The sequence below is a fragment of the Klebsiella huaxiensis genome (genome assembly GCF_003261575.2).
In the GTDB taxonomy this organism is placed as follows: Bacteria; Pseudomonadota; Gammaproteobacteria; order Enterobacterales; family Enterobacteriaceae; genus Klebsiella; species Klebsiella huaxiensis.
Genome location: NZ_CP036175.1, coordinates 3,955,432 through 3,978,917, shown reverse-complemented (window position 1 = coordinate 3,978,917; position 23,486 = coordinate 3,955,432). Strand labels below are relative to the sequence as shown.

Genomic DNA, 23,486 nt, shown 5'->3' with positions numbered 1-23,486 from the left:
TTTAAGGCTTAGGACTTATTAGAAACACATTTGAGGTGGTTATGAATAAAATTGCACGTTTTTCAGCACTGGCCGTTGTTCTGGCTGCATCCGTAGGTACCACTGCTTTCGCTGCAACGTCTACCGTTACCGGTGGTTACGCTCAGAGCGACATGCAGGGCGAAGCGAACAAAGCAGGTGGTTTCAACCTGAAGTACCGCTACGAGCAAGACAATAACCCGCTGGGCGTTATCGGTTCTTTTACCTATACCGCTAAAGATCGTACCGAAGATGGCGTTTACAAGAAAGGCCAGTACTACGGTATCACCGCTGGTCCGGCTTACCGTCTGAATGACTGGGCAAGCATCTACGGTGTAGTGGGTGTTGGTTACGGTAAATTCCAGGACAACAGCTACCCGAACAAATCTGATATGAGCGACTACGGTTTCTCTTACGGTGCTGGCCTGCAGTTCAACCCGATCGAAAACGTTGCTCTGGACTTCTCCTACGAGCAGTCTCGTATTCGTAACGTTGACGTTGGCACCTGGATTGCTGGCGTAGGTTACCGCTTCTAATCACTTCGGTGATGTAAAAAATCCGCCTCGAGGGGCGGATTTTTTTTGCCTGTGATTTCAGGTCGTCAGACTTAATTGACGGTGAAAGCGTCGGTGCCCAAATGTGTGTAGTCCACTTTCTTCAACTGGAAGTTGGTGATGTACGTCGCCCCGGCTTTCTGCTCGGAGATAAAACGATAGCGCGGGGTAATCTCCTGAGCGCTGATCCCGGTCCACTGCGAGAAGAAGCTGAGGAAATCATTGGCCGAGCGCCGCGCTTTAATGACCTTATGCGCTTTATCGTCGCTGGACAGCACCATAAACGGCACCTGGAAGTTCTGCTGATACTTATCATCGTGCGCCAGGTACTGCACCTCTTTCCCACGCTCCTTGAACGCCAGACCATGATCGGAAAAATAGGTCATCGAGAAAGTGTCGCCGGAGTTTTGTAGCTGGCTATAAAGATTGCTCAGCAGCGTATCGGTTTGCGTCATGGTGTAGAGATAGCAGGAGGTCTCTTTCGACTGAACGAAAACGGTGTATTTTCCCTTGGTGCGATCGCAGGCCTGCGGGTGCGAGCCCATCAGATGCAGGACAATCAGCTGCGGCTGGGAACGGCGGGTGGCGAGCACCTGCGCGGTCAGCTTTAATAACTGCTCATCCTGGGTGTTTTTATTGGCTTCGAAATCGCCGTTCTTGAGGAACTGCACTTCATCCGCGCGTTTGGCGATACTGGCAATCGCCGTATCGTATTCGCCAATTTGCCCCTGATTCGAAAACCACCATGTCTGAAAACCGGCACGGTTGGCGAGGGTGACGAAGTTATCCTGAAACTGCGGCTTATTATCGACGACGCGATTGAGAGTCAGGCCCAGTGACTTCTGCGTAGAGCCGCTGGCAGCGATGTAGTCATTGAACAGATAGCCTTTTACCGAACTGGCGAATGGCGTGTTATCCCAGTGGCCGCCGAAGGCACCGAGCGCATCGCGACGCGCGCTCTCCCCGATAACCACGACGTACAGATGATATTTTGGCTTCACCGCCAGCACGTGCCAGCTATCTTTCATGTTCGCTAACTGAGCCATTCGTGCCTGCTCATCCAGCACTTCATTATTATTGACCACCACATCTTTCACGAAGCGCACGGCCGGGTAGCCGGTGTCGATAACCTTAAAGACGCCGCCCCAGGCGAGGTTTTGCACCGGCTGCAGAAAGAAAATGCCGATGCAGAACAGCAGGCCGAGGGTGTCGATTTTCCCCCAGCTCGCTGACGCTTCCGGTTTACGGCGTACGGCAATTACCCCGAGTACAAAGATAAACACCGCCAGCAGATAGTTGTACCACGGGAAGATCGTCAGGATCTCGGTGGACTCTTCTATATTGGTGGCATGCAGCGCCAGCAGCGTATTGAAATTTGGCGCGCCATAGGCCTGGCCAAAAGGGTAGTACATCGCTGCTAACAGCGAATAAGCGCCAATCACCACTTTTTGCGCACGCGGAAAGCTCCGCCATAGCAGATGCAGTACGCAAGTAAAAGCAACGGTATAGAGCAGGCTAAAATCGTAGCCCAGCGCCAGGTTAATAAACAGCGATTGTAAAAAGTAGAATCCTGTCCATGGGTTCAGTACCACTCCGCGGGCGACCAGCGTTTCTTTCAGCGTGACATTCATAATAAACAATCAAAAAAGAGCCATGTGCGTCCCCTGGCATCAAGGGGTAAAACCTGCTGGACAGTGCCTGAAGAGGGTCTCTGCGAGCCGCAGTAGTGGCAGGGCTGACAAAAGATAGGGCTTGCAAATGTTAAGGTCAACTATCCATAACAGATTGTTTTGGGAGGATGCTTACAAAACTTGAAAAAAGTCGCAGAAATACGGAGTAACCGGACAGTGTGGCGGGGAATTGTGGCAGAAAAATGAAGCGGCGTACCGCGACGCCGCATTAGTTTTTCGGTTTATCCTGCTGAGGTTTGCCGTTGATCAGATCGCACAGCATACCGACAAGCATTAACCGAACTTTAAAAGGGGAATGAGTAAACACGTTTAAGCACCTCTTGAATTCGTTCATGGTGACCTCCTGTAATTTCGTCCTTCGCTCCTTGAAGGATGTGTGTATTACATACAGATATAGCACAGGCTATATTGTATAGCTATGGCTAAAACGTTAAATTTTTGTTCTCTGTGCACGATCCATTACAATGGAGGTCCTTTTAGATGATGCTTGATGCGTCACAGGAATGAGGAAGCACAATGAACCGTCGCGCAGGTAAGCCAATAACTAAAAAAGTGACGCAGCTAGTGAATGTCGAAGAACACGTTGAAGGGTTTCGTCAGGTGCGCGAGGCGCATCGTCGGGAGTTAATTGATGACTACGTCGAGCTTATCTCCGATCTGATCCTCGAAGTGGGTGAGGCTCGTCAGGTAGATATGGCCGCACGTCTCGGCGTATCGCAGCCTACGGTTGCGAAAATGTTAAAACGACTGGCCAGCGTTGGGCTGATCGAGCAGATCCCGTGGCGAGGGATCTTTTTAACTCCTGAAGGCGAGAAGTTGGCGCACGAGAGCCGTGAACGTCACCAAATCGTCGAAAACTTTTTACTGGTGATTGGGGTCAGCCCAGAGATAGCCCGTCGCGATGCCGAAGGGATGGAGCACCATGTCAGCGAAGAGACGCTGGCGATGTTTAAACAATTTACCCTTAAGCAGGGGTCGCAGGGGGAATGAATCTCGTCTTTGTTCAGTCGCTGGCCCGCGACCGCTTTTTACATCTGCTGCTGATTGTTGGCGTTGTTTTAAGCTTTTTTGTCCCGTTTGCCCCCGGAAGCTGGCTTCACGCCATTGACTGGCACACGATTATTACTCTTAGCGGGCTGATGCTACTGACCAAAGGCATCGAACTTAGCGGCTACTTTGATGTGCTCGGCCGCAAAATGGCGCGCCGTTTTGTGACCGAGCGTCAGTTAGCCATTTTTATGGTGCTGGCCGCCGCGCTGCTTTCCACTTTCTTAACCAATGATGTCGCGCTGTTTATCGTCGTGCCGCTTACGCTGACGCTAAAAAAATGGTGCGCTATTCCAACCAGCCGATTAATTATTTTTGAAGCGCTGGCGGTCAACGCTGGGTCTTTATTGACACCTATCGGCAACCCGCAAAACATCCTGCTGTGGGGGCGTTCCGGCCTCTCTTTCCCGGCTTTCATCGGTCAGATGCTGCCCCTGGCGGCGGCGATGATGATCACTCTGCTGGCGCTGTGCTGGTTCTGTTTTCCTGCGAAGCCCCTTAACTATCAGAGTAGCGACAGATCGCCTTCATGGCGGCCGAATCTGGTCTGGAGCTGCCTGGCGTTCTATCTGGTCTTTTTGACCGCGTTAGAACTCAAGCAAGAGCTGTGGGGGTTGGTGCTGATTGCGCTGGGTTTTCTGCTGCTGGCGCGGGCGGTGATTATTAACGTCGACTGGTCGCTGCTGCTGGTCTTTATGGCGATGTTCATTGACGTTCACCTGCTGACCCAGCTACCGGTTCTACAGCATGCGCTCAACGGCGTCGGACAGCTCTCTCCGGGAGGTTTGTGGCTGACGACGATTGGCCTGTCGCAGTTTATCAGTAACGTTCCGGCGACTATCTTGCTGCTTAACTACGTTCCGCCTTCGGTGCTGCTGGCCTGGGCGGTCAACGTGGGCGGTTTTGGCCTGTTGCCGGGCTCTCTGGCGAACCTGATTGCGCTGCGTATGGCGGGCGATCGCCGTATCTGGTGGCGTTTTCACCTCTACTCTATCCCCATGCTGCTGTGGGCGGCGCTGGTGGGCTACGGGCTGATAACTGTATTCAGGTAATTCGCTCTCCTTTTCTCTCTGCAAGCCGGATCGTGAATACTGCGATCCGGTTTTTTTATGCGCGGTGCTCACAAAAAACGATCCTGGTCTTTGCTTGTTGATACAATTTCACCTATATGACTAGTCATGAAATTTAAATGACTAGTCATATAGGTGCGGATCATGAATAAAACACTACCGGCAGATTTTCTATGGGGTAACTCGGTTTCCAGTATGCAAACCGAAGGGGCGTGGAATGAAGGCGGCAAGGGGATGTCGGTCTACGATATCCGCCAGCCTGCGGAATTTGCTTCTGACTGGAAGGTCGCCACCGACTCTTACCACCGCTACCGGGAAGATTTTGATCTCATGAAAGATTTGGGGATGAACTGCTACCGCTTTCAGATTGCCTGGAGCCGCGTATGTCCGCAAGGCGATGGCGAATTCAACGAAGAGGGGATCAACTTCTATCACCAGTTTATTGATGAGCTGATCGCCCGCGGCATCGAGCCGATGATCTGTCTCTATCACTTCGATATGCCGCTGTCGCTGGCGGAGCGCTACAATGGTTTCACCGACCGCCGCGTAATGGAGGCCTTTATCCGCTACGGGCAGAAGATGATCGACTGCTTTGGCGATAAGGTGAAGTGGTGGCTGACCTTTAATGAACAGAATCTCTACCATATGCCGGACGCGTTTCTGATTTCAGGCTATATGCGCGGCGAGAAAACTCTGCGCGAGCTCTATCAGATTCAGCACCATGTGATGATGGCCCACGTCCATCTGACGCAGTATCTGCACCAGAGCAAACCTCAGTGCCTGATGGGCGGTATGCTGGCCCATGCGCTGGTTTATCCGGCAACCTGCAAACCGCGCGATATGCTCTGTGCCCAGCAGCTTGATGAGTTCTTAAACCAGAACCTGCTGCGCGCATACGCCGGGGAGGGCTACAGCCCGGAAGTGATGCATGTAGTGGCCCGCGAAGGCTTCGACGATATTTATCTGCCGGACGATCTGGCGCTGATGGCGAGGGTAAAAATCGATTATCTGGCCTTTAGCTACTACGCCAGCAAGGCTCTTGATAGCGACCCGATCCCGCCAGGCACGCCGGTGAACAACTACATGCAGTTTGGTGATAAAAAGAATGAATATCTGCAGGCCACCGAGTGGAACTGGCAGATTGACCCTGTGGGCTTTCGCATGATCATCACCCGCTACTACAACGACTGGCGGCTGCCGGTGTTCCCGATTGAAAATGGTATAGGGGTGATTGAATCCTGGGATGGCGAAAACGAAGTGGCTGACGATTATCGTATTGCCTATCATCGCGATCATATCAACGCCATGAAAGAAGCAATGTTTGAGGATGGCGCGCAGGTGATTGGCTACCTGGGCTGGGGATTGATCGACATTCTCAGCTCGCAGGGCGATATGCGCAAACGCTACGGCGTGGTCTACGTTAACCGCGAGAATCACGATCTGAAAGACCTCAAACGCGTGCCGAAGAAAAGCTATGCCTGGCTGAAGCAGGCTATTCACAGCAACGGCGAAGAGATGTGACGGCGCGTCAGGCGGGCAGATAGTGTATTCTGCCCGCCAGCCACCATCAGCAAAGCAAAAGGATCGGGCAATGACGGCCAAATATCTGAATATCGCGCGGGAAATTAAAAAGCGCATCATCAGCCAGCAGTATCCGGCCAGCGCGCCATTACCCGACCAGTTCGCGTTAGCGGCGGAATTTAGCACCAGCAGGATGACCATCCAGCAGGCGATGCGCCAGCTTATCGTCGAAGGACTTATCTACACCCGTAAGGGGCAGGGCACCTTTGTGCGCAAGAATTTTCTCCAGCTTTCGCAGTGGGAGCTACCCGGCAGCGACTATTTTGGTGCGACGAAAACCTGGGAACATTTAGGAGAAGTGACCAGCCGGGTGATTCGCTTTGAGCTGCGTTTTCCCAGCGAGAAAGAGCAAACGTCGCTGCTGATCGACGCCGACGCCCCGGTCTATGATTTCGTTCGTCTGCGCCTGCTCAACGACGAACCTGTATCGCTGGATTTGACCGTGATGCCCGTTGCGCTGGTGCCCGGCCTGAATAAAAGTCATCTGGAAAGCTCGGTGTTCCGCTACGTGCAGGAGACGTTGGGGCTAAAAATGATGGGGTCGTATCGCGTAGTGCGGGCGATAAAACCGCAAGACCTGGATAAGGAGCATCTCAACTGCGAGGTGAGCGATCCGGTCTTGGAGGTTGAGCAGGTTATCTATCTGGAGGACGGGACGCCGCTGGAGTATGCCCATTGCCACTACCGCTACGATCATGGCGGGATCATCCTGGTGAATAACGGATAAAAAAATGGCGGGCACCAGGCCCGCCGTTCTGTTTTTTCTTACCAGCTTAGTTCAGACGCACCGGCATACCGGAACGGTTCTGAATGGCCTGATCAACCACGCTCTGATCAACATCCGTCTGGCCAGTGATAGCCTGCACTGACTTGGTCAGGTTAATCGGCACGATTTCACCGTCCTGGAACTGCGCTTCTGTGGTGGACAGCGGGTTGTGTACTTCAATGAAGCGGCTGCCGTCAGGCTCGGTAGTGGCTTTTACCGGCTCATCGATAAACTCAACGCGGGTGCCGACCGGCACGTTGTCAAACAGGAATTTGATATCTTCGTTACGCAGACGCACGCAGCCGTGGCTCACGCGCAGACCGATACCGAAGTTGGCGTTAGTACCGTGGATAGCGTACAGACGGCCGATATACAATGCGTACAGGCCCATCGGGTTATCCGGACCTGCCGGGACAACGGCTGGCAGAGGTTCACCTGCGGCAATATATTCAGCGTGCATTTTGGCGGTTGGGGTCCAGGTCGGGCCGGCTTTTTTACGCTCAACTTTAGTCACCCAGTTGATCGGCGTATCTTTACCCAACTGACCGATACCGATAGGCAGCACGATCACCGTGTTGGTGCCTTTCGGATAGTAGTACAGGCGCATTTCCGCGCTGTTGATAACGATACCTTCATGCACGGTGTCCGGCAGAATCAGCTGCTGCGGGATATTCAGTACGGTACCGCCCTTTGGCAGGAAAGTGTCCACGCCAGGGTTGGCTTCCAACATGTTGGATAAGCCCATCTGATATTCGGCGGCAAAGTATTCCAGCGGCTGCTTGTTGCCTTCCGGGATGGTGATGACCTGGTTTTGGCCAATCAGACGGCTGCCATCGGTAGGCAGTGGATAGGTTACAGCAGAAGCTGTGTTGCAAAAGCCCACGATGGCGAAGGCTGCCGCGAAGAGAGTCGATAATTTCATATTCTTTATGTCGTTGGCGAAAACAATGCCACACAGGCCTTTGTCAGATTAAACAGGGAGTCGATGGGAGCGCATTATATGTGCATTCCGGCAAACAGGTAAATGAGATGTGTACGAAATCACATTTTTTTCCCCGTGCTGTTTTGAGTGTAGCCTGCGGGCGTTGGCTGTTGTCGCAATTTGTGGCATCCAGGCCGGAGGGGACTACCCCTCCAGAAGTCTTGATTGAAGCGCTTCTCGCGCCTGCGGCGTGAGCTGATACTCCTTTTCCAGCCAACTATCAACGCTGGCATATCGCTCATTAATTGCGCCGAGCGCGGCAGCGAGATATGACTCCTGCACCGTCATCATTTCGGCCAGATTTTGCCGCCCGCGAGCGGTCAGCTCATCGCCGAGCGAGTTGAGCATAAAATTTTCAACCTGAGTCAGCATGCCGTGGGTGAGCAGGTACTCTTCCATCACCGTATGGGTATCACAGCCGAGGGCCAGCAGCGTCAGGGCGCAGCCGACGCCGGTACGGTCTTTACCCACCGCGCAGTGCTGCAGCAGCGCGCCATCGAAAGGCTCCATCAGCCATCCGGTGAACTGGCGATAGGCGGCGTTATTAAACGGCAGCTGGCGATAAAGTTCGATCATAAATTGCTCGCCATTCAGGGCATTCAGCGTCGAGGCATTCAGCTCTGTCACTTTCGCATTGACGTCGCGAACGTGCGGGTTGGCGGGAGCATTGAGATAGTGCGCCAGTTCGTTCAGCTTATCGGGGCTGCGATTCACTTCAGCCGGGTCGCGATAGTCAATTACCCGGCTAAGAGGAATAGTATCCAGCTGACTTAAGTCATCGTGGGTCATCATATGCAGCGAACCGGAGCGCAGCAGTTTACCTGAACGCACATGGCGACCGTCGGCGGTGCGCTGACCGCCCAGGTCACGAAAGTTGATGCCGCCCTGTAGCGATAAGAAAGCCGGATGGCGGGAGAGAGTGGTCATAGGTTCCTTCCGAATTTATGGAGAAAAATTACGCATCAAGCAGTGTAACCGCGCAATATGACAATGACCCTAACACAAGCGCCCGCTACGATTTTATTACGACCCGTGAAAAGTGAAGCATTTGCTGGCATAATGTCTGGTTCATCACACTTCTCATTCTCTATTTTCAGGATAACCCCGTGCTAGTATCCAGCAACGTCACCATGCAGTTCGGCAGTAAGCCGCTGTTCGAAAACATTTCCGTCAAATTTGGCGGCGGCAACCGTTACGGCCTGATTGGTGCCAACGGTAGCGGTAAATCGACCTTTATGAAGATCCTCGGCGGCGATCTGGAACCGACGCTTGGCAACGTCTCCATCGATCCAAACGAACGTATCGGTAAACTGCGTCAGGATCAGTTCGCGTTTGAAGAGTTTAGCGTGCTGGATACGGTTATCATGGGCCACGGTGAGCTGTGGGAAGTGAAGCAGGAGCGCGATCGTATCTACGCTCTGGCGGAGATGAGCGAAGAGGACGGCTACAAAGTGGCTGACCTCGAAGTGCTGTATGGCGAGATGGACGGCTATTCTGCCGAAGCGCGCGCCGGTGAGCTGCTGCTGGGCGTCGGCATTCCGGTGGAACAGCATTACGGTCCGATGAGCGAAGTGGCTCCCGGCTGGAAACTGCGTGTGCTGCTGGCTCAGGCGCTGTTCTCTAATCCGGACATCCTGCTGCTCGATGAACCGACGAACAACCTCGACATCGACACCATTCGCTGGCTGGAGCAGACGCTGAACGAGCGCGACAGCACCATGATCATCATTTCGCACGACCGTCACTTCCTCAACATGGTCTGTACCCACATGGCGGATCTCGACTACGGCGAGCTGCGCGTGTATGCCGGTAACTATGATGAATACATGACCGCCGCTACTCAGGCCCGCGAGCGTCTGTTGTCCGATAACGCCAAGAAAAAAGCGCAGATTGCCGATCTGCAATCCTTCGTCAGCCGCTTTAGCGCCAACGCTTCTAAATCACGTCAGGCGACTTCTCGCGCCCGTCAGATTGATAAAATCAAGCTTGATGAAGTGAAAGCCTCCAGCCGTCAAAACCCGTTCATTCGCTTTGAGCAGGACAAGAAACTGTTCCGTAACGCGCTGGCAGTCGAAGAGCTGGCGAAAGGTTTTGATAACAACCCGCTGTTTAAAAAATTCAATCTGCTGCTGGAAGTGGGCGAGAAGATTGCCATTCTTGGCGCCAACGGTGTGGGTAAATCTACCATGCTGAAAACGCTGGTGGGTGAGCTGACGCCGGATAACGGTACCGTTAAATGGTCCGAAAACGCGCAGATTGGTTACTACGCGCAGGATCATGAATACGAATTTGAAAACGACCTGACGGTATTTGACTGGATGAGCCAGTGGAAACAGGAAGGCGACGACGAGCAGGTGGTGCGCAGCTTCCTCGGCCGTCTGCTATTCAGCCAGGACGATATCAAGAAGCCTGCAAAAGTACTTTCCGGTGGTGAGAAGGGCCGTATGCTGTTCGGTAAGCTGATGATGCAGAAGCCGAACATCCTGGTAATGGACGAACCGACCAACCACCTGGATATGGAATCGATTGAATCGCTAAACATGGCGCTGGAGATGTATCAGGGCACTCTGATCTTCGTTTCCCACGACCGCGAATTCGTCAGTTCGCTGGCAACCCGCGTCATTGAGATTACGCCTGAGCGCGTGGTGGACTTCACCGGTAACTACGAAGATTACCTGCGCAGCAAAGGCGTCGAATAATTTTCCCGTTGTCTTTCCCGGATTGCGGCGCTAATGCGCCTGATCCGGGCTAGCGACTCGCGGACAGCGGTGAACCCGTAGCCCCGGTAAGCGCAGCGCCACCGGGGGGAGAGTTCGGTTGAAATGCTACCTCGTTATGCCATTCCCAAAGCCCGCTTGCCGTGGATATTTAAATCATCCAGGGTAAAGCGGTCTTTCCAGTCGACTTCATAATCTTCACGCGGGAAATCACCCGGCGAAGCGCCTTTCTCCAGCGCCACTTTGACCTTATGCGCATAGGCGAGGTTTTTCTCGCACATCGGCGCCGCGGGGATATACATCACGTTGCCCCAACCTTGCTGATTCTCTACCGGTGCGACCGAGTGAATCACATCACAGTGCCACCACACCGAATCGCCCGCATTCAGCGCCGGAATAGAGCTTAAGGCCTTGATCAACAGCGGGTGCCATTTTTCTGAAATCGGCAGCACCTTACCCGGCGCGACGCCGCACAGTTCATCATCCGGTACATCGTCGAGCAGAGGGCGCAGCAGCACGTAAGCCATCGCTTCAGGAATTGGCACCACGTGCAGCAGGCCCTGATCGGGGATCATATCGGAGAGTGCGGTCCAGCCCTGGAAGGTGCGGAATACCGAGCATTTAGTGGTGTTATCGACGGTATACTCTTCCACTTCGGTACGATGGGCCGCATCCCACGGATCGTAAGCATCGATATTGCCGTTAAAAACGTCGGCAAAGACTTTTTGATAGGCCGGCAGCAGCCAGCGCTCCAGCGCGCCGGAATCGGTATGCGCACCCAGACCTTTTGACGTGGTTCCCGGCGGGCGGCGGCGAATGCGATCTGGATAAATTACGCTTACATCCGGGTCAAACCACTGCTTACCGTCGCGGTTAAAAGTCCACAGGCGGTTGAGGAATGACTGTACGGCAGCCATTTCATCACTCTGGCGAGCCTGCATTTGCGCCTGTGACCAGTAAATCGGATAAATTTCCGGGCGCGAAGCATCCAGTGAACCGAAGAAGGTATCTCCGGGGCCTTTATAGACATCATCGAAATGGTTGAGGTCGAGATACTCCAGCATTGAGTTATCCCATGCCAGCGCCCGTTCACGGGTGAAATGACCTTTGATGACCGCGCAGCCGCGACGCTTGATGGCTTCGCGCTGGGCATCCGTTACCTGGCCCTGCGCAATATCGCTGAACGGAATGACCGGCCAGACATCCTGGCCGTTGGCTTTAAGGGCGTCAATTTCCTCCAGGCGTGTGGTGATGCGCGCCGTCAGCCGATCGAACACCGCCTGCACGTCACCGATCTGCGTGCGCAGGTCCTGCTTAATCTGGCGGATTGCCGCTTTATGGTCGGCGGGTAGTGTTTCACAGGTATGGGTAACAACCATGATGACCTCTCATCTTTCATTCGAAAGCAATTAATCTTACAAACGTTAATTTAAGTTAAAATTAAGTTAATGCAAGTTTAAAATTATGCGGAGGTGCACAAAACGGAAAACCGGAGCAGAAATGCTCCGGTGAGAGATCATTCGTTGAAAGGAGTAGCGTGGTCGAGGACGGCCTGAATAACATTTAGCGCACCGTCATGGTTGTTGTCATCGGTAGCAAAACGGGACACTGCTTTGATGCTTTCGGCGGCGTTGGCCATCGCGAAGGAGTATTTCACCAGCTTTAACATCTCCGTATCGTTCGCGCTGTCGCCGATGGCGACACACGCCTGCGGCGAGATGTTCCAGCGCTTAAGCAGGCGGCTGATACCGTTGGCTTTATGCAGGCCAGGGATAATCAAATCGACGAAGCCAAAGCCGCTGGTGACCGGCTTCATGATGCCGTCCAGCGAGACGTGCAGTTTGTCGATAAGCAGGGGGATTTCGCTATCCGGCAGGTTAAGCGAAAACTTAAACAGCTTATCGTCAATATCGTGGTAGTTGCTGATGCGCTGCAGGCGATGATAGTGCTTTGACATCAGCGCGACAAAGGCGTCGGGCGCACGGTCGCTGACGTATGCGCTTTCAAGGCCGCAGGCGACGAAGTTGAGCTGTGGGTCTTTGAGCAATTCACCAATCACTATCTGGGATTCGTGGCGGGTGAGCTCGCCGTGGAACAGCTGTTGACCGTGTTCATATACCAGCGCGCCGTTTTCGGCAACGAAGGAGATCTGCTCGCGGATTTCCGGGAAAAATGAGATCAGCTGGTAGTACTGGTTGCCGCTGGCGACAACGAATTCGATACCCTGCTGTTGGAGTTGCGCGAACTGCGCGAGAAAACGCGAGCGGTCATACTGCTTGGCGTCATTGAGAAAAGTTCCGTCCATATCGGTGACGATAACTTTAACAATCATAACAAATGCTCCTGGCTTAACTTCGACCAGCAACATTCTAATTACAATGTGATGTGGAGCACAAATTTATTTCGAATGAAAGTTTGCGTTCACTGCTGTGCAGCATAAAACCCCGGGTTGCGGCGTAAACGCCTTACCCGGGCTACCGGCTGTCCGGGCTACGGGGCTTGTGCCGTCGGGTAGCCCGGACAGGCGCAACGCGCCGCCTCCGGGGGATTTAACTTACAGCGTATGCTCGGTACGGGCGATAATATCGTCCTGCGCATCCGGCGACAGGGCGGTAAAGAATGCCGAGTACCCGGCGACGCGGACCACTAAATCGCGATACTGGTCAGGGTGTTTCTTCGCTTCCAGCAGCGTCTCGCGCGACACGATGTTGTACTGAATATGCCAGCCTTTATGTACCTCGAAGAACGTGCGCAGCAGCACCATCAGTTTCTGCTTATCGGACTCGTTATCCAGCGTTGCCGGGTTCAGCTTCTGGTTCAGCAGCACGCCGCCAAGAATTGAACCGGTTGGCAGCTTACCCACCGAACTGATAACCGCGGTCGGCCCCAGATGGTCGGTACCGGAAGCCGGGCTTGCTCCTTCCGCCAGCGGTGAATGCGCTTTGCGGCCATCCGGCGTCGCCATGGTCTGCGCGCCGAACGGGACGTTAGCGGAAATAGACGATGTCCCGGCGTAGTAATTACCGCCAATCGGGCCGCGACCGTAGCGCGGGTTATGATACTGCTTCAGCTCATCGATATAGGTCTGGTAAGCGCGGGCCAGCAGGATATCAACGCTGTCTTCGTCATTGCCGTATTTCGGCGCGCCGTTGATTAAGCGCTGGCGTAGCTGCTCGTGAGTCAGGCCTTCAAAGTCTTCAGCCAGCGCTTTTGCCAGCTCTTGCTGTCCAATGACGCCCTGATCGAACACCAGTTTCTTCACCGCCACCAGGCTGTTGCCGAGGTTAGCGATACCGACCTGCAGACCGGAAACCCAGTCATATTTAGCGCCGCCTTGTTTGATACTCTTCGCGCGCTCGATACAGTCATCAACCAGCGCCGAGCAGAGAATATCGTGCACGTTCTCTTCCAGCATGGTGTCGACCACATACTCAATCTCGATAGATTTGCGCGTGTAGTAGCGGATCTGCGTATCCCAGTCGGCCAGCACCTGGTCGAAGTTATCAAAGTTACCTTTCGACAGCGCGTGCGTTTGCGGCAGGAAAACTTCACCGCTGGTGGCATCACGGCCGCCTTCCAGCGTCGCCAGCATCACGCGGGCAAAGTTGATAAAGCTCATCCCGGTGCAGCGATAGCCCCACTTGCCGCCGACCGCGGTTTCGATGCAGCCGATAGCGGCATAATCGTAGGCGTCCTGCGGCTCAATGCCGAGCTTGATAAATTCCGGAATAACGATTTCGTCGTTGTTGAACGCCGGCATCCCGAAGCCGCAGCGAATCACCTGCACGCAGGCGTCGAGGAAGTCGTTGCTCATGCCCGCGTGGTAACGCACGCTGAGGTTTGGCTGCGTAGAACGCAGGCGACCGCAGGATTCTAGAATCGCGTAGGAGAGCGGGTTCACTGCATCTTGCGCGACGCCGTCTACCAGATTTTGACCGCCGATGGTGACGTTCTGATACAGCGGGCTACCGGCGGAGGCTTTAGAGTGCGAGCCGGAGCGAATTTTGTTCACTTCCAGCAGCTTCAGCCAGCAGCAGTGCAGCAACTCAATGGCGTGCTCGCGGTCCAGAGACTGCTCAAGTTCGACGTCGCGGCGGTAGTACGGGTAGAGATACTGGTCCATGCGGCCAAAAGAGACCGAGTGACCGTTGGATTCGACCTGCAGAATCAGCTGAATGAAATAGCACAGCTGCAGCGCCTGCCAGAAGGTCTTCGGCGGTTCGTGGGCGATAATGTCGCAGTTCTCGGCAATGGCCAACAGCTCGTCGCGACGGGATTCACGGGTCTCTGTCGCCGCCATGCTGCGCGCCAGCTCAGCGAAGCGCTTGCTGTGCTCGCTCACTGCTTCCAGCACGATATCAATGGCTTTCAGGAACTGCTCGCCGTGCAGGTCTTCCAGTACCGTCAGATTAATGCGCGAACGGCGCTCGGCGACTTTAGCACGCATTCCGTCAAGGCCTTTTTCCAGCAGCAGCGGGTAGTTGACCGCCAGGTGCGCATCACCGGAGGTCATATTGCCTTCTGCTTTGATGATCCCGGTGGCGAGCAGCGCTTTTTGCTCATCGGTAAACATGCCGTAGCAGCGATCCTGTACGGTTTGGCCACGCCACCACGGACACACTTCGTGCAGTACGCGTTTGTTCTCTTCGCTGACCGCAAAGCCCGCGCCGGGGCGATCGGCCAGGTCGTCGATCTCTTTTTCGATCCAGCTAACCGTATACTCCGGGAAGATTGGCGCGGCGCGGACTTCGCTTGCCTGGTTACCGACAACCAGTTCGTCGTGTTTTATCCAGATAGTGCGTTCTGCCAGGTGATGGGCCAGCGCCAGCGCGCGGCGTACCGGGATCGGCTTATCCAGATGTTGCTGGTAGGCTTCAGTGTAGTGCTGGGCGCGCTCGGTACAGACCGGCGGCTTGACGATATGCACCAGCGCCATTTTATGTGCCTGAATGCGCGGGCTTAGGGTATCCAGTTTCAACGTTGTCATAAGGTTATCCTCGTAGAGTCGCCGTTAAACCTTTGCTCTGAGCGTAGTGCTGCGCGAAGGCGAGCAGCTCGGGGGCAGCAAGTGGTTTGTCCGGAGCGGTATAGGGCTGACTGAGTAATTGGTATTTATTCATTCCTAACGTGTGATACGGCAGGAAGTGGATCTCGCCGACCTTTAAGCGGTCAGCGGCAAAATCGGTTATGGCGGTAATATCGCTTTCATTGGCGTTAAAGCCCTGAATCAGCGGCACGCGAATAATGATTTTTTTCCCGGCCTGTGCCACGCGTTGCAGATTATCCAGCACCCGCCGAGCGCTGCCGTCGGTCCACTGCTGGAAAATAGCTTCATTGACATGCTTAAGGTCGGCGAGGAACAGGTCGATAAAGGGTAAAGAAGGCTCGACGTATTTCCATGGTACGTGCAGACAGGTTTCGACGGCGGTATGAATCCCTGCGTTGTGGCTGGCTTCAAACAGCTGGCGGGCCAGCTCTGGGTTCATAAACGGCTCGCCGCCGGAGAGAGTGACGCCGCCGCCGCTGCGATCGTAGAACGGTTTATCGCGCAATACCTTCGTCATAATCTCATCGACGTTTTTCTCTTCGCCGCAGACCGTTAATGCCGTAGTGGGGCAGCAGTTACGCAGCTTGCCAATATGCGTATCGGTGAGTTTTTCACGGTGGATAATCAGGCCATCCAGTTTGCGGGTAATAACGTCCGGCGCTGCCTGCTGGCAGAGGTCACAGCCGTCAAGGCACAGGCGTGCGTCATACAGCAAATCCGCCGTACGGGCGCGGCTTTCCGGGTTCTGACACCAGCGACAGCCCAGCGAACACCCTTTGAGGAATACGACAGTGCGGATCCCCGGGCCGTCATGGGTGGAGTAACGCTGAATGTTGAAGATCATGATTCACCCTCTTGTTTGCATATGAAGATTAAAATACTTTCGAATGAAAGTTGTATTGATATAAATCAACAAGCAGAGAGGGGGAATAAAAGCAGGCGCTAAAAAGTCGTGGATGGTCACAAATAATCCGGCGGCAAGGCCCGCCGGAGAAGGGTTAAGATGTACCACACACCTCACACTGTGGGTTACGCATCAGTTTCATTTCGCGAAACTGGCAGCGCATGGCGTCGTACATGACGATTTTACCCGTCGCAGGGCTGCCGTAGCGGGTCAGAACCTTGATGGCTTCCATTGCCTGAAGCGAACCGATGGTACCGACCAGCGGCGCCATCACCCCGGCTTCGACGCAGGTAAGGGCGTTTTCGCCAAACAGACGGCTCAGGCAGCGGTAGCAGGGTTCATCTTCCTGATACGTAAAGACGCTGATTTGCCCTTCCATACGAATCGCCGCGCCGGAGACCAGCGGGGTTTTATGCCGGAAACACCCGGCATTGAGCTGGTTGCGGATGGTGACGTTGTCGGTACAGTCAAGCACCAGATCGTGGGCGGCGATTTGCGCCCACAGCGCTTCTTCATCCAGCAGCGCGTTTAGCGGCGTGAGCTGAACGTTGGGGTTAATGCGCGCAAGCGTAGCGCGGGCGGAGTCAACCTTCGGCTGGCCGATGGTGGCATCGCTGTGCAGGGTCTGGCGCTGAAGATTGGAGAGCGACACGGTGTCGAAATCAAGCAGGGTAAGCTGACCAACGCCAGCTGCCGCCAGATACTGCGCGGCGGCGCAGCCCAACCCTCCGAGGCCAACCACCAGCACACTGGAGGCTTTTAGCTGCTCCTGGCCGTCAAAATCGAAATCGCGCAGGATGATTTGCCGGTTGTAGCGCAGCATCTCTGCATCGCTCAGCTCCACGCCCATTACAGCCCCCCGAAAAGATGGTTAAAGGGCTCAACTTCTACCCATTCTCCCGCTTCAACGTTGCCGCGCTCGCGTTCCAGCACGATAAAACAGTTGCCGAGGCTGAATGAACTGAAGATGTGCGAACCCTGATGACCGGTGCTGCTAACGACCAGTTCACCGTCCGGGTTACGTTGCAGCACGCCGCGCTGAAAATCGAGGCGGCCCGGCGATTTTTTCAGCCGTGAAGCGGCGCGTACGCGCAGGCGCATCGGCTGGGTTTGTCCTACGTTGCCGGAGAGTTTCGCCAGCAGCGGCTGCACCAGTTGATAAAAAGTCAGCGCAGCGGAAACCGGGTTGCCCGGCAGACCGCAGAACCAGCTGTGGTTGAGCTTGCCGAAAGCAAAGGGTTTACCTGGTTTGATAGCCAGCTTCCAGAAGCCGATTTCGCCCAGCTCTTCAAGGATCTCTTTGGTGTAATCCGCCTCGCCAACGGAAACGCCGCCGGAGCTAATCACCACATCGGCCTGCTGGTCAGCCTGAATAAAGACTTCGCGAAGTTTGGCCGGGTCGTCGGGAATAATGCCGAGGTTAACGACCTCACAGCCCAGTTCTTGCAGCATCAGGTGCACCGCCAGGCGGTTGGTGTCGTAAATCTGCCCGTCGGCAAGCGGTTGTCCCGGAAGCTGAAGCTCATCGCCGGTGGAGAACACCGCAACGCGCACTTTACGCACCACGTCGACTTCCGCAATCCCCAGAGAAGCCAGCACCGGCAGCTCGGCGACGGTCAGACGGGTTCCCGCAGGAAAAACGACCGCCCCGTGGGCGATATCTTCACCACGACGACGAATGTTCTGCCCTTTTTTCACCGGAGCGATAAAGCGCACTCCGCCGTCGGTTTGTTCGGTTTGCTCCTGCATCACTACCGCATCGCAGCCTTCCGGTACCGGCGCACCGGTCATAATGCGGATACAGGTGCCGACGGGCCAGACGTCGCTAAAAGGCTGACCGGCAAAAGCCTTGCCTGCCACCGGCAGTACCGCGCCATCGGTGAGTTCAGCCAGGCGAACGGCGTAACCGTCCATCGCCGAGTTATCAAAGCCAGGAACGTCGAGAGGCGAAACGAGATCATGGGCGGTCACGCGCGAAAAGGCCTGCAACAGCGGTACGGTTTCCGTCGCATTCAGCGGCGTAATACGATTGAGCATCTGGGTCAGGGCTGTGTCGAGCGGCATCAGTCCGGCGGTAAAATCCATGGGTTTCTCCTGCGGGCAAACATCGAAAACGCCTATTATACCCTAAATAATTCGAGTTGCAGGCAGGCGGCGACGTAGGGACAAATTCGTCGGGAACGAATTTGAACAGCTGAAGGCTGCCTCTGGTGAGGGACAAGGATGTCCCTCATTACATCCCCGGGAGCTTACTTCAGTAAGTGACTGGGGTGAGCGACAAATCTGTCCGGAACAGATTTGAACGCCGTGTAACGGCGGCCCGTCAGGGCGAGGCTCATGGATGAGCCGAGTAACGAAGCCAACGCACATGCAACTTGAAGTATGACGGGTATATGGCAGAAAAGAGAAGCAGGCTATATCCCACCTGGGTACAAGCTTTACATCACTGCTTGCTCTTTCTATATTCAAAAATGGTATAGGACAGTCAGCAAGATAATGATATTTATACACGTTATCCTTCAAGCTGCCTCTTTGTTGGCTGTGTTCAGAAACCCCAGTCACATAGTTATCTATGCTCCCGGGGATTTCTTCTCTTGCCGCCTCGATGCATCTCGAATGATGGTGTGTATATACACTTTATCGTTAAGGAATGGCGTAATGGGCAAGGCGGTTATAGCAATTCACGGCGGCGCCGGGGCGATTACCCGCGCCCAGTTGACGCCGGAGCGCGAGCGGGAGTACGTGGCGGCGCTGTCGGCGATTGTCGATAGCGGGCAAAAAATGCTAGCGGAAGGAGCCAGCGCGCTGGATGCGGTAACCGAAGCGGTGCGACTGCTGGAGGAGTGTCCGTTATTTAACGCCGGTATAGGCTCCGTGTTTACCCGCGATACCACTCATGAACTCGATGCCTGCGTCATGGATGGTTACAGTTTACAGGCGGGAGCGGTGGCCGGAGTTAAGCATTTACGTAATCCGGTACTGGCAGCGCGTCTGGTGCTGGAGCAAAGCCCACATGTGCTGATGATTGGTGGGGGCGCAGAAGATTTTGCCGCTTCCCACGGTATGGAGCGGGTGGATAACGCCCTGTTTTCGACTCCTGAGCGCCTGTTGCAGCTACGTCAGGCGCAGGAAGGCGACGATATCGTGCTCGATCACCATGCTGCCCCGTTGGATGAGCGGCATAAAATGGGCACCGTCGGCGCGGTGGCGCTGGATCTGGCGGGCAATCTCGCGGCGGCAACCTCCACTGGCGGAATGACCAATAAGCTGCCGGGACGCGTCGGCGATAGCCCGCTGCCGGGAGCTGGCTGCTATGCCAATAACGCCAGCGTTGCCGTCTCCTGTACCGGTACCGGCGAGGTGTTTATGCGCACGCTGGCGGCTTACGATATTTCGGCGCTGATGGAGTACAGCCAGCTCAGTCTGCAGGAAGCCTGCGAGCGGGTGGTGATGGAGAAACTCCCGGCGCTGGGCGGCTGCGGCGGTCTGATTGCGGTCGACAGAGAAGGCAACGTAGTATTGCCATTTAATAGCGAAGGTATGTACCGTGCCTGGTGCTACGCGGGCGATACGCCCACGATTGGAATTTATCGCGAATAAGAGGAAAGGGCGTTGCCGCATAGTCTGGAAATCGATGCTAATGATGTTCTGCTGGTACGCGATCTGAACGTTTCGTTTACTCAGCAGCAGCAGGCTTTTTCTGCCGTTCGTCACCTCTCGTTCACCCTACGGCGCGGCGAGACGCTGGCGATTGTTGGTGAGTCTGGATCGGGTAAATCGGTAACGTCGCTGGCGCTGATGCGTCTGCTTGATTCGGCGACCAGCGAAGTGTGCAGCGATCAGCTGCTGCTACGTCGCCGCAACCGGCAGGTTATTGAACTTAGCGAACAGTCTGATGCCGATATGCGCAGCGTGCGCGGTGCGGATATGGCGATGATCTTTCAGGAGCCAATGACCTCGCTGAACCCGGTGTTCACCATTGGTGAGCAGATCGCTGAATCAATACGATTGCATCAGGGGTTAAAGCATGATGAGGCGCTGCGTGAGGCCAAAAAGATGCTCGATCAGGTGCGGATCCCGGAAGCTGAAGCGATGCTGTCGCGTTATCCGCATCAGCTTTCCGGTGGGATGCGTCAGCGCGTGATGATTGCGATGGCGCTCTCGTGCCGCCCGGCTGTGCTGATTGCCGATGAACCCACTACCGCGCTTGATGTGACTATCCAGGCGCAGATTTTACAGCTGATTGCCGTCCTGCAAAAAGAGATGGCGATGGGCGTTATCTTTATTACCCACGATATGGGCGTGGTCGCCGATATTGCCGACCGAGTGCTGGTGATGTATCGCGGTGAAGCAGTGGAAACAGGCAGCGTCGAAGAGATTTTCCGTGCGCCAAAACACCCCTATACCCAGGCGCTGCTGGCGGCGGTACCGCGATTGGGTGCGATGCGCGGCAGCGATTTGCCGCGCCGCTTCCCACTCTTCAACCAAAGCGCGCCGCAAGAGGGTCTGAATACCGTTGTTGCTGGAGAACCCATTCTTAAAGTCCGCGATCTGGTGGCGCGTTTCCCGCTGCGCAGCGGCATTCTCAACCGCGTTACCCGCGAGGTACATGCGGTGGAAAAAGTCAGCTTTGATTTATGGCCTGGCGAAACCTTAAGCCTGGTGGGCGAGTCCGGTTGTGGTAAATCAACTACCGGCCGGGCGCTGCTGCGGCTAGTGGAAACCCAGGGTGGGAGTATTACGTTTAACGGCCAGCGTATTGATACTCTGGCAGGCAGTAAGCTTCAGGCCCTGCGCCGTGATATTCAGTTTATCTTCCAGGATCCTTACGCTTCTCTCGACCCACGGCAAACGGTGGGGTATTCGATTATGGAGCCGCTGCGCGTGCATCGGCTGCTGGAAGGTGATGCCGCGAGAGAGCGAGTGGCCTGGCTACTGGAGCGCGTCGGGCTGGAGCCGGAGCACGCATGGCGCTATCCACACGAGTTTTCCGGCGGCCAGCGGCAGCGCATCTGTATTGCCCGCGCGCTGGCGCTCAATCCGAAGGTAGTGATTGCGGACGAATCGGTATCGGCGCTGGACGTGTCGATTCGCGCGCAAATTATCAACCTGATGCTCGATTTACAGCGCGAAATGGGCATCGCGTTTCTGTTTATTTCCCATGACATGGCGGTGGTTGAACGCATCAGCCACCGCGTGGCGGTGATGTACCGCGGGCGGATTGTCGAGATTGGCCCGCGCCGCGCCGTGTTCGAAAACCCGCAGCACCCCTATACCCGTAAATTGATGGCTGCTGTACCGGTTGCCGACCCGGCGCATCGTCACCCGCAGCGCGTACTGCTGTCTGACGAGCTGCCGGGCAATATCTACAAGCGGGGAGAAGAGGGGATCAGTACGCCGCTACAACAGGTGGGCCCGGGACATTTTGTCGCCAGAGAACCCGCCGCAGACGTACTGGCACGATAACAACGACACTAATAACGCAGCATTTCAGGAGAACAACATGACTCAACGCGTTTCAGGCAAATGGCTGTTGGCGCTGGGCGTCGCTTCGGCGCTGGCGACAACTCCGGCCTTTGCCGCAAAAGATATAGTGGTGGCGGTCGGTTCTAACTTCACGACCCTTGACCCATACGATGCTAACGACACGTTGTCGCAGGCAGTGGCAAAGTCTTTCTATCAGGGGCTATTTGGCCTTGATAAAGAGATGAAATTGCAGAGTGTGCTGGCGGAGAGCTATACCGTTTCCCCGGACGGGCTGGTGTATACCGTTAAGCTGCATCCGGGCGTGAAGTTCCAGGACGGTACCGAGTTTAACGCTGAAGCGGTGAAGGCTAACCTCGATCGCGCCAGCAATCCGGAAAATCATCTCAAGCGCTATAACCTGTATAAAAATATCGCCAGCACCGAAGCGGTAGATCCGACAACGGTGAAAATCACGCTTAAACAGCCTTTCTCGGCGTTTATCAATATCCTGGCCCACCCGGCGACGGCAATGATTTCCCCGGCGGCGCTGAAGAAATACGGTAAAGAAATTGGCTTCCATCCGGTAGGTACCGGTCCGTACCAGCTCGACACCTGGAATCAGACCGATTTTGTTAAAGTGACGAAGTTCGCCGGTTACTGGCAGCAGGGGCTGCCGAAGCTGGATTCCATTACCTGGCGTCCGGTGGTGGATAACAACACTCGTGCGGCGATGTTGCAGACCGGCGAAGCGCAATTTGCTTTCCCGATCCCTTACGAGCAGGCGCCGCTGCTGGAGAAAAACAGCAAGCTGGAGCTGGTGGCCAGCCCGTCAATTATGCAGCGTTATATCAGCATGAACGTGACGCAAAAACCGTTTGATAATCCGAAAGTGCGCGAGGCGATTAACTACGCCATCAACCGTCAGGCGCTGGTGAAAGTGGCCTTTGCGGGCTATGCCACCCCGGCGACCGGCGTGGTGCCGCCGTCGATTGCCTATGCTGAAAGCTACACCGCCTGGCCGTACGATCCGGCTAAAGCGCGTGAGCTGCTGAAAGAGGCGGGTTATCCGAATGGATTCAACACCACGCTGTGGTCGTCGCACAACCACAGTACCGCGCAGAAAGTGCTGCAGTTTACCCAACAGCAGTTGGCGCAGGTGGGCATTAAGGCGCAGCTGACGGCGATGGATGCGGGCCAGCGTGCGGCGGAAGTGGAAGGCAAAGGGCAGAAAGAGAGCGGTGTACGCATGTTCTATACCGGCTGGACGGCCTCAACCGGTGAAGCCGACTGGGCGCTATCGCCGCTGTTTGCTTCACAGAACTGGCCGCCGACCCTGTTCAACACGGCTTTCTACAGCAATCCTCAGGTCGATAAAGACCTCAACGAGGCGTTGAAAACCACCGATGTGAAGGAAAAAACGCGGTTGTATAAAGACGCGCAGGATACTATCTGGAAAGAGTCGCCGTGGGTGCCGCTGGTGGTGGAAAAACTGGTCTCGGCGCACAGTAAAAATCTGACCGGGTTCTACATCCAGCCGGATACCGGATTTAGCTTTGAACAGGCGGATCTTAAGTAGAGAACTGTATACCCTAAATAATTCGAGTTACAGGAAGGCGGCAAGCTCGTGAGTCCCCAGGAGCATA

At 55.1% G+C, this 23,486-nt stretch carries 19 protein-coding genes; 9 read left to right on the top strand and 10 right to left on the bottom strand.

Features of this window, described 5'->3' with window-relative positions; translation table 11 throughout:
- Positions 1–41 precede the first annotated feature (41 nt).
- Positions 42–554, top strand: coding sequence for an outer membrane protein OmpX (gene ompX / locus DA718_RS19075; protein ID WP_110275359.1), 513 nt, complete (start codon positions 42–44; stop codon positions 552–554).
- A 71-nt stretch (positions 555–625) separates the two neighbouring features.
- Here ompX and DA718_RS19070 read toward each other — a convergent pair whose 3' ends face one another.
- Positions 626–2,203, bottom strand: a complete 1,578-nt coding sequence (locus DA718_RS19070) for a phosphoethanolamine transferase (protein WP_112214712.1) — start codon at positions 2,201–2,203, stop codon at positions 626–628.
- A 268-nt stretch (positions 2,204–2,471) separates the two neighbouring features.
- Positions 2,472–2,597: a manganase accumulation protein MntS gene (mntS, locus tag DA718_RS19065; protein ID WP_110275355.1), complete on the bottom strand. Its 126-nt coding sequence runs from the start codon at positions 2,595–2,597 to the stop codon at positions 2,472–2,474.
- Positions 2,598–2,779: 182 nt separating this feature from the next.
- Here mntS and mntR point away from each other — a divergent pair, with 182 nt between their 5' ends.
- From mntR to DA718_RS19045, 4 genes are all read left to right on the top strand, one after another.
- Positions 2,780–3,253: a manganese-binding transcriptional regulator MntR gene (gene mntR, locus DA718_RS19060; protein WP_110275353.1), complete on the top strand. Its 474-nt coding sequence runs from the start codon at positions 2,780–2,782 to the stop codon at positions 3,251–3,253.
- Positions 3,250–4,362, top strand: coding sequence for an anion transporter (locus tag DA718_RS19055; protein ID WP_112214711.1), 1,113 nt, complete (start codon positions 3,250–3,252; stop codon positions 4,360–4,362). Before mntR ends, DA718_RS19055 begins: the two co-directional genes overlap by 4 nt.
- A 162-nt stretch (positions 4,363–4,524) precedes the next feature.
- A complete protein-coding gene (locus tag DA718_RS19050; RefSeq protein ID WP_112214710.1) occupies positions 4,525–5,901 on the top strand; it encodes a glycoside hydrolase family 1 protein in 1,377 nt (458 codons plus the stop codon).
- Between the two features lie 70 nt (positions 5,902–5,971).
- Complete coding sequence (locus tag DA718_RS19045; RefSeq protein ID WP_112214709.1) at positions 5,972–6,688, top strand: GntR family transcriptional regulator; 717 nt, start codon at positions 5,972–5,974, stop codon at positions 6,686–6,688.
- Between the two features lie 46 nt (positions 6,689–6,734).
- On the opposite strand, the gene ldtB is transcribed toward DA718_RS19045, so the two are convergent.
- Both ldtB and DA718_RS19035 read right to left on the bottom strand, forming a co-directional pair.
- Entirely contained in the window at positions 6,735–7,649 is a 915-nt protein-coding gene (gene ldtB, locus DA718_RS19040) for a L,D-transpeptidase (protein ID WP_110275345.1), read from the bottom strand.
- Between the two features lie 204 nt (positions 7,650–7,853).
- The gene (locus tag DA718_RS19035; RefSeq protein WP_112214708.1) at positions 7,854–8,636 is read right to left on the bottom strand and encodes a tyrosine-protein phosphatase; all 783 of its coding nucleotides are present in this window, start codon (positions 8,634–8,636) and stop codon (positions 7,854–7,856) included.
- A 179-nt stretch (positions 8,637–8,815) separates the two neighbouring features.
- Between DA718_RS19035 and DA718_RS19030 the strand changes: the two genes are divergently transcribed.
- Positions 8,816–10,408 carry an ABC-F family ATPase gene (locus tag DA718_RS19030; RefSeq protein ID WP_112214707.1) on the top strand — a complete coding sequence of 531 codons (1,593 nt, stop codon included), beginning with the start codon at positions 8,816–8,818 and terminating at the stop codon, positions 10,406–10,408.
- 134 nt (positions 10,409–10,542) lie between these two features.
- Here the strand turns inward: DA718_RS19030 and DA718_RS19025 are convergent, their stop codons facing one another.
- From DA718_RS19025 to moeA, 6 genes are all read right to left on the bottom strand, one after another.
- On the bottom strand, positions 10,543–11,805 hold the full coding sequence (locus DA718_RS19025) for a DUF1479 domain-containing protein (protein ID WP_112214706.1): 1,263 nt from the start codon (positions 11,803–11,805) through the stop codon (positions 10,543–10,545).
- 137 nt (positions 11,806–11,942) lie between these two features.
- A complete protein-coding gene (locus tag DA718_RS19020) occupies positions 11,943–12,758 on the bottom strand; it encodes a Cof-type HAD-IIB family hydrolase (RefSeq protein ID WP_112214705.1) in 816 nt (271 codons plus the stop codon).
- Between the two features lie 222 nt (positions 12,759–12,980).
- Complete coding sequence (locus DA718_RS19015) at positions 12,981–15,413, bottom strand: formate C-acetyltransferase/glycerol dehydratase family glycyl radical enzyme (RefSeq protein ID WP_112214704.1); 2,433 nt, start codon at positions 15,411–15,413, stop codon at positions 12,981–12,983.
- Between the two features lie 4 nt (positions 15,414–15,417).
- On the bottom strand, positions 15,418–16,317 hold the full coding sequence (locus DA718_RS19010; RefSeq protein WP_112214703.1) for a glycyl-radical enzyme activating protein: 900 nt from the start codon (positions 16,315–16,317) through the stop codon (positions 15,418–15,420).
- A 154-nt stretch (positions 16,318–16,471) separates the two neighbouring features.
- Entirely contained in the window at positions 16,472–17,227 is a 756-nt protein-coding gene (gene moeB, locus DA718_RS19005) for a molybdopterin-synthase adenylyltransferase MoeB (RefSeq protein WP_112214702.1), read from the bottom strand.
- Positions 17,227–18,462: a molybdopterin molybdotransferase MoeA gene (moeA, locus tag DA718_RS19000; RefSeq protein WP_112214701.1), complete on the bottom strand. Its 1,236-nt coding sequence runs from the start codon at positions 18,460–18,462 to the stop codon at positions 17,227–17,229. Before moeA ends, moeB begins: the two co-directional genes overlap by 1 nt.
- A 573-nt stretch (positions 18,463–19,035) precedes the next feature.
- Here moeA and iaaA point away from each other — a divergent pair.
- Genes iaaA through gsiB form a run of 3 tightly spaced genes read left to right on the top strand, consistent with a single transcriptional unit; the run spans position 19,036 to position 23,419 of the window.
- A complete protein-coding gene (iaaA, locus tag DA718_RS18995) occupies positions 19,036–19,977 on the top strand; it encodes a beta-aspartyl-peptidase (protein WP_112214700.1) in 942 nt (313 codons plus the stop codon).
- Positions 19,978–19,989: 12 nt separating this feature from the next.
- Positions 19,990–21,843: a glutathione ABC transporter ATP-binding protein GsiA gene (gsiA, locus tag DA718_RS18990; protein WP_112214699.1), complete on the top strand. Its 1,854-nt coding sequence runs from the start codon at positions 19,990–19,992 to the stop codon at positions 21,841–21,843.
- A gap of 37 nt (positions 21,844–21,880) precedes the next feature.
- Positions 21,881–23,419, top strand: a complete 1,539-nt coding sequence (gsiB, locus tag DA718_RS18985; RefSeq protein WP_112214698.1) for a glutathione ABC transporter substrate-binding protein GsiB — start codon at positions 21,881–21,883, stop codon at positions 23,417–23,419.
- The last annotated feature ends 67 nt before the right edge of the window (positions 23,420–23,486 follow it).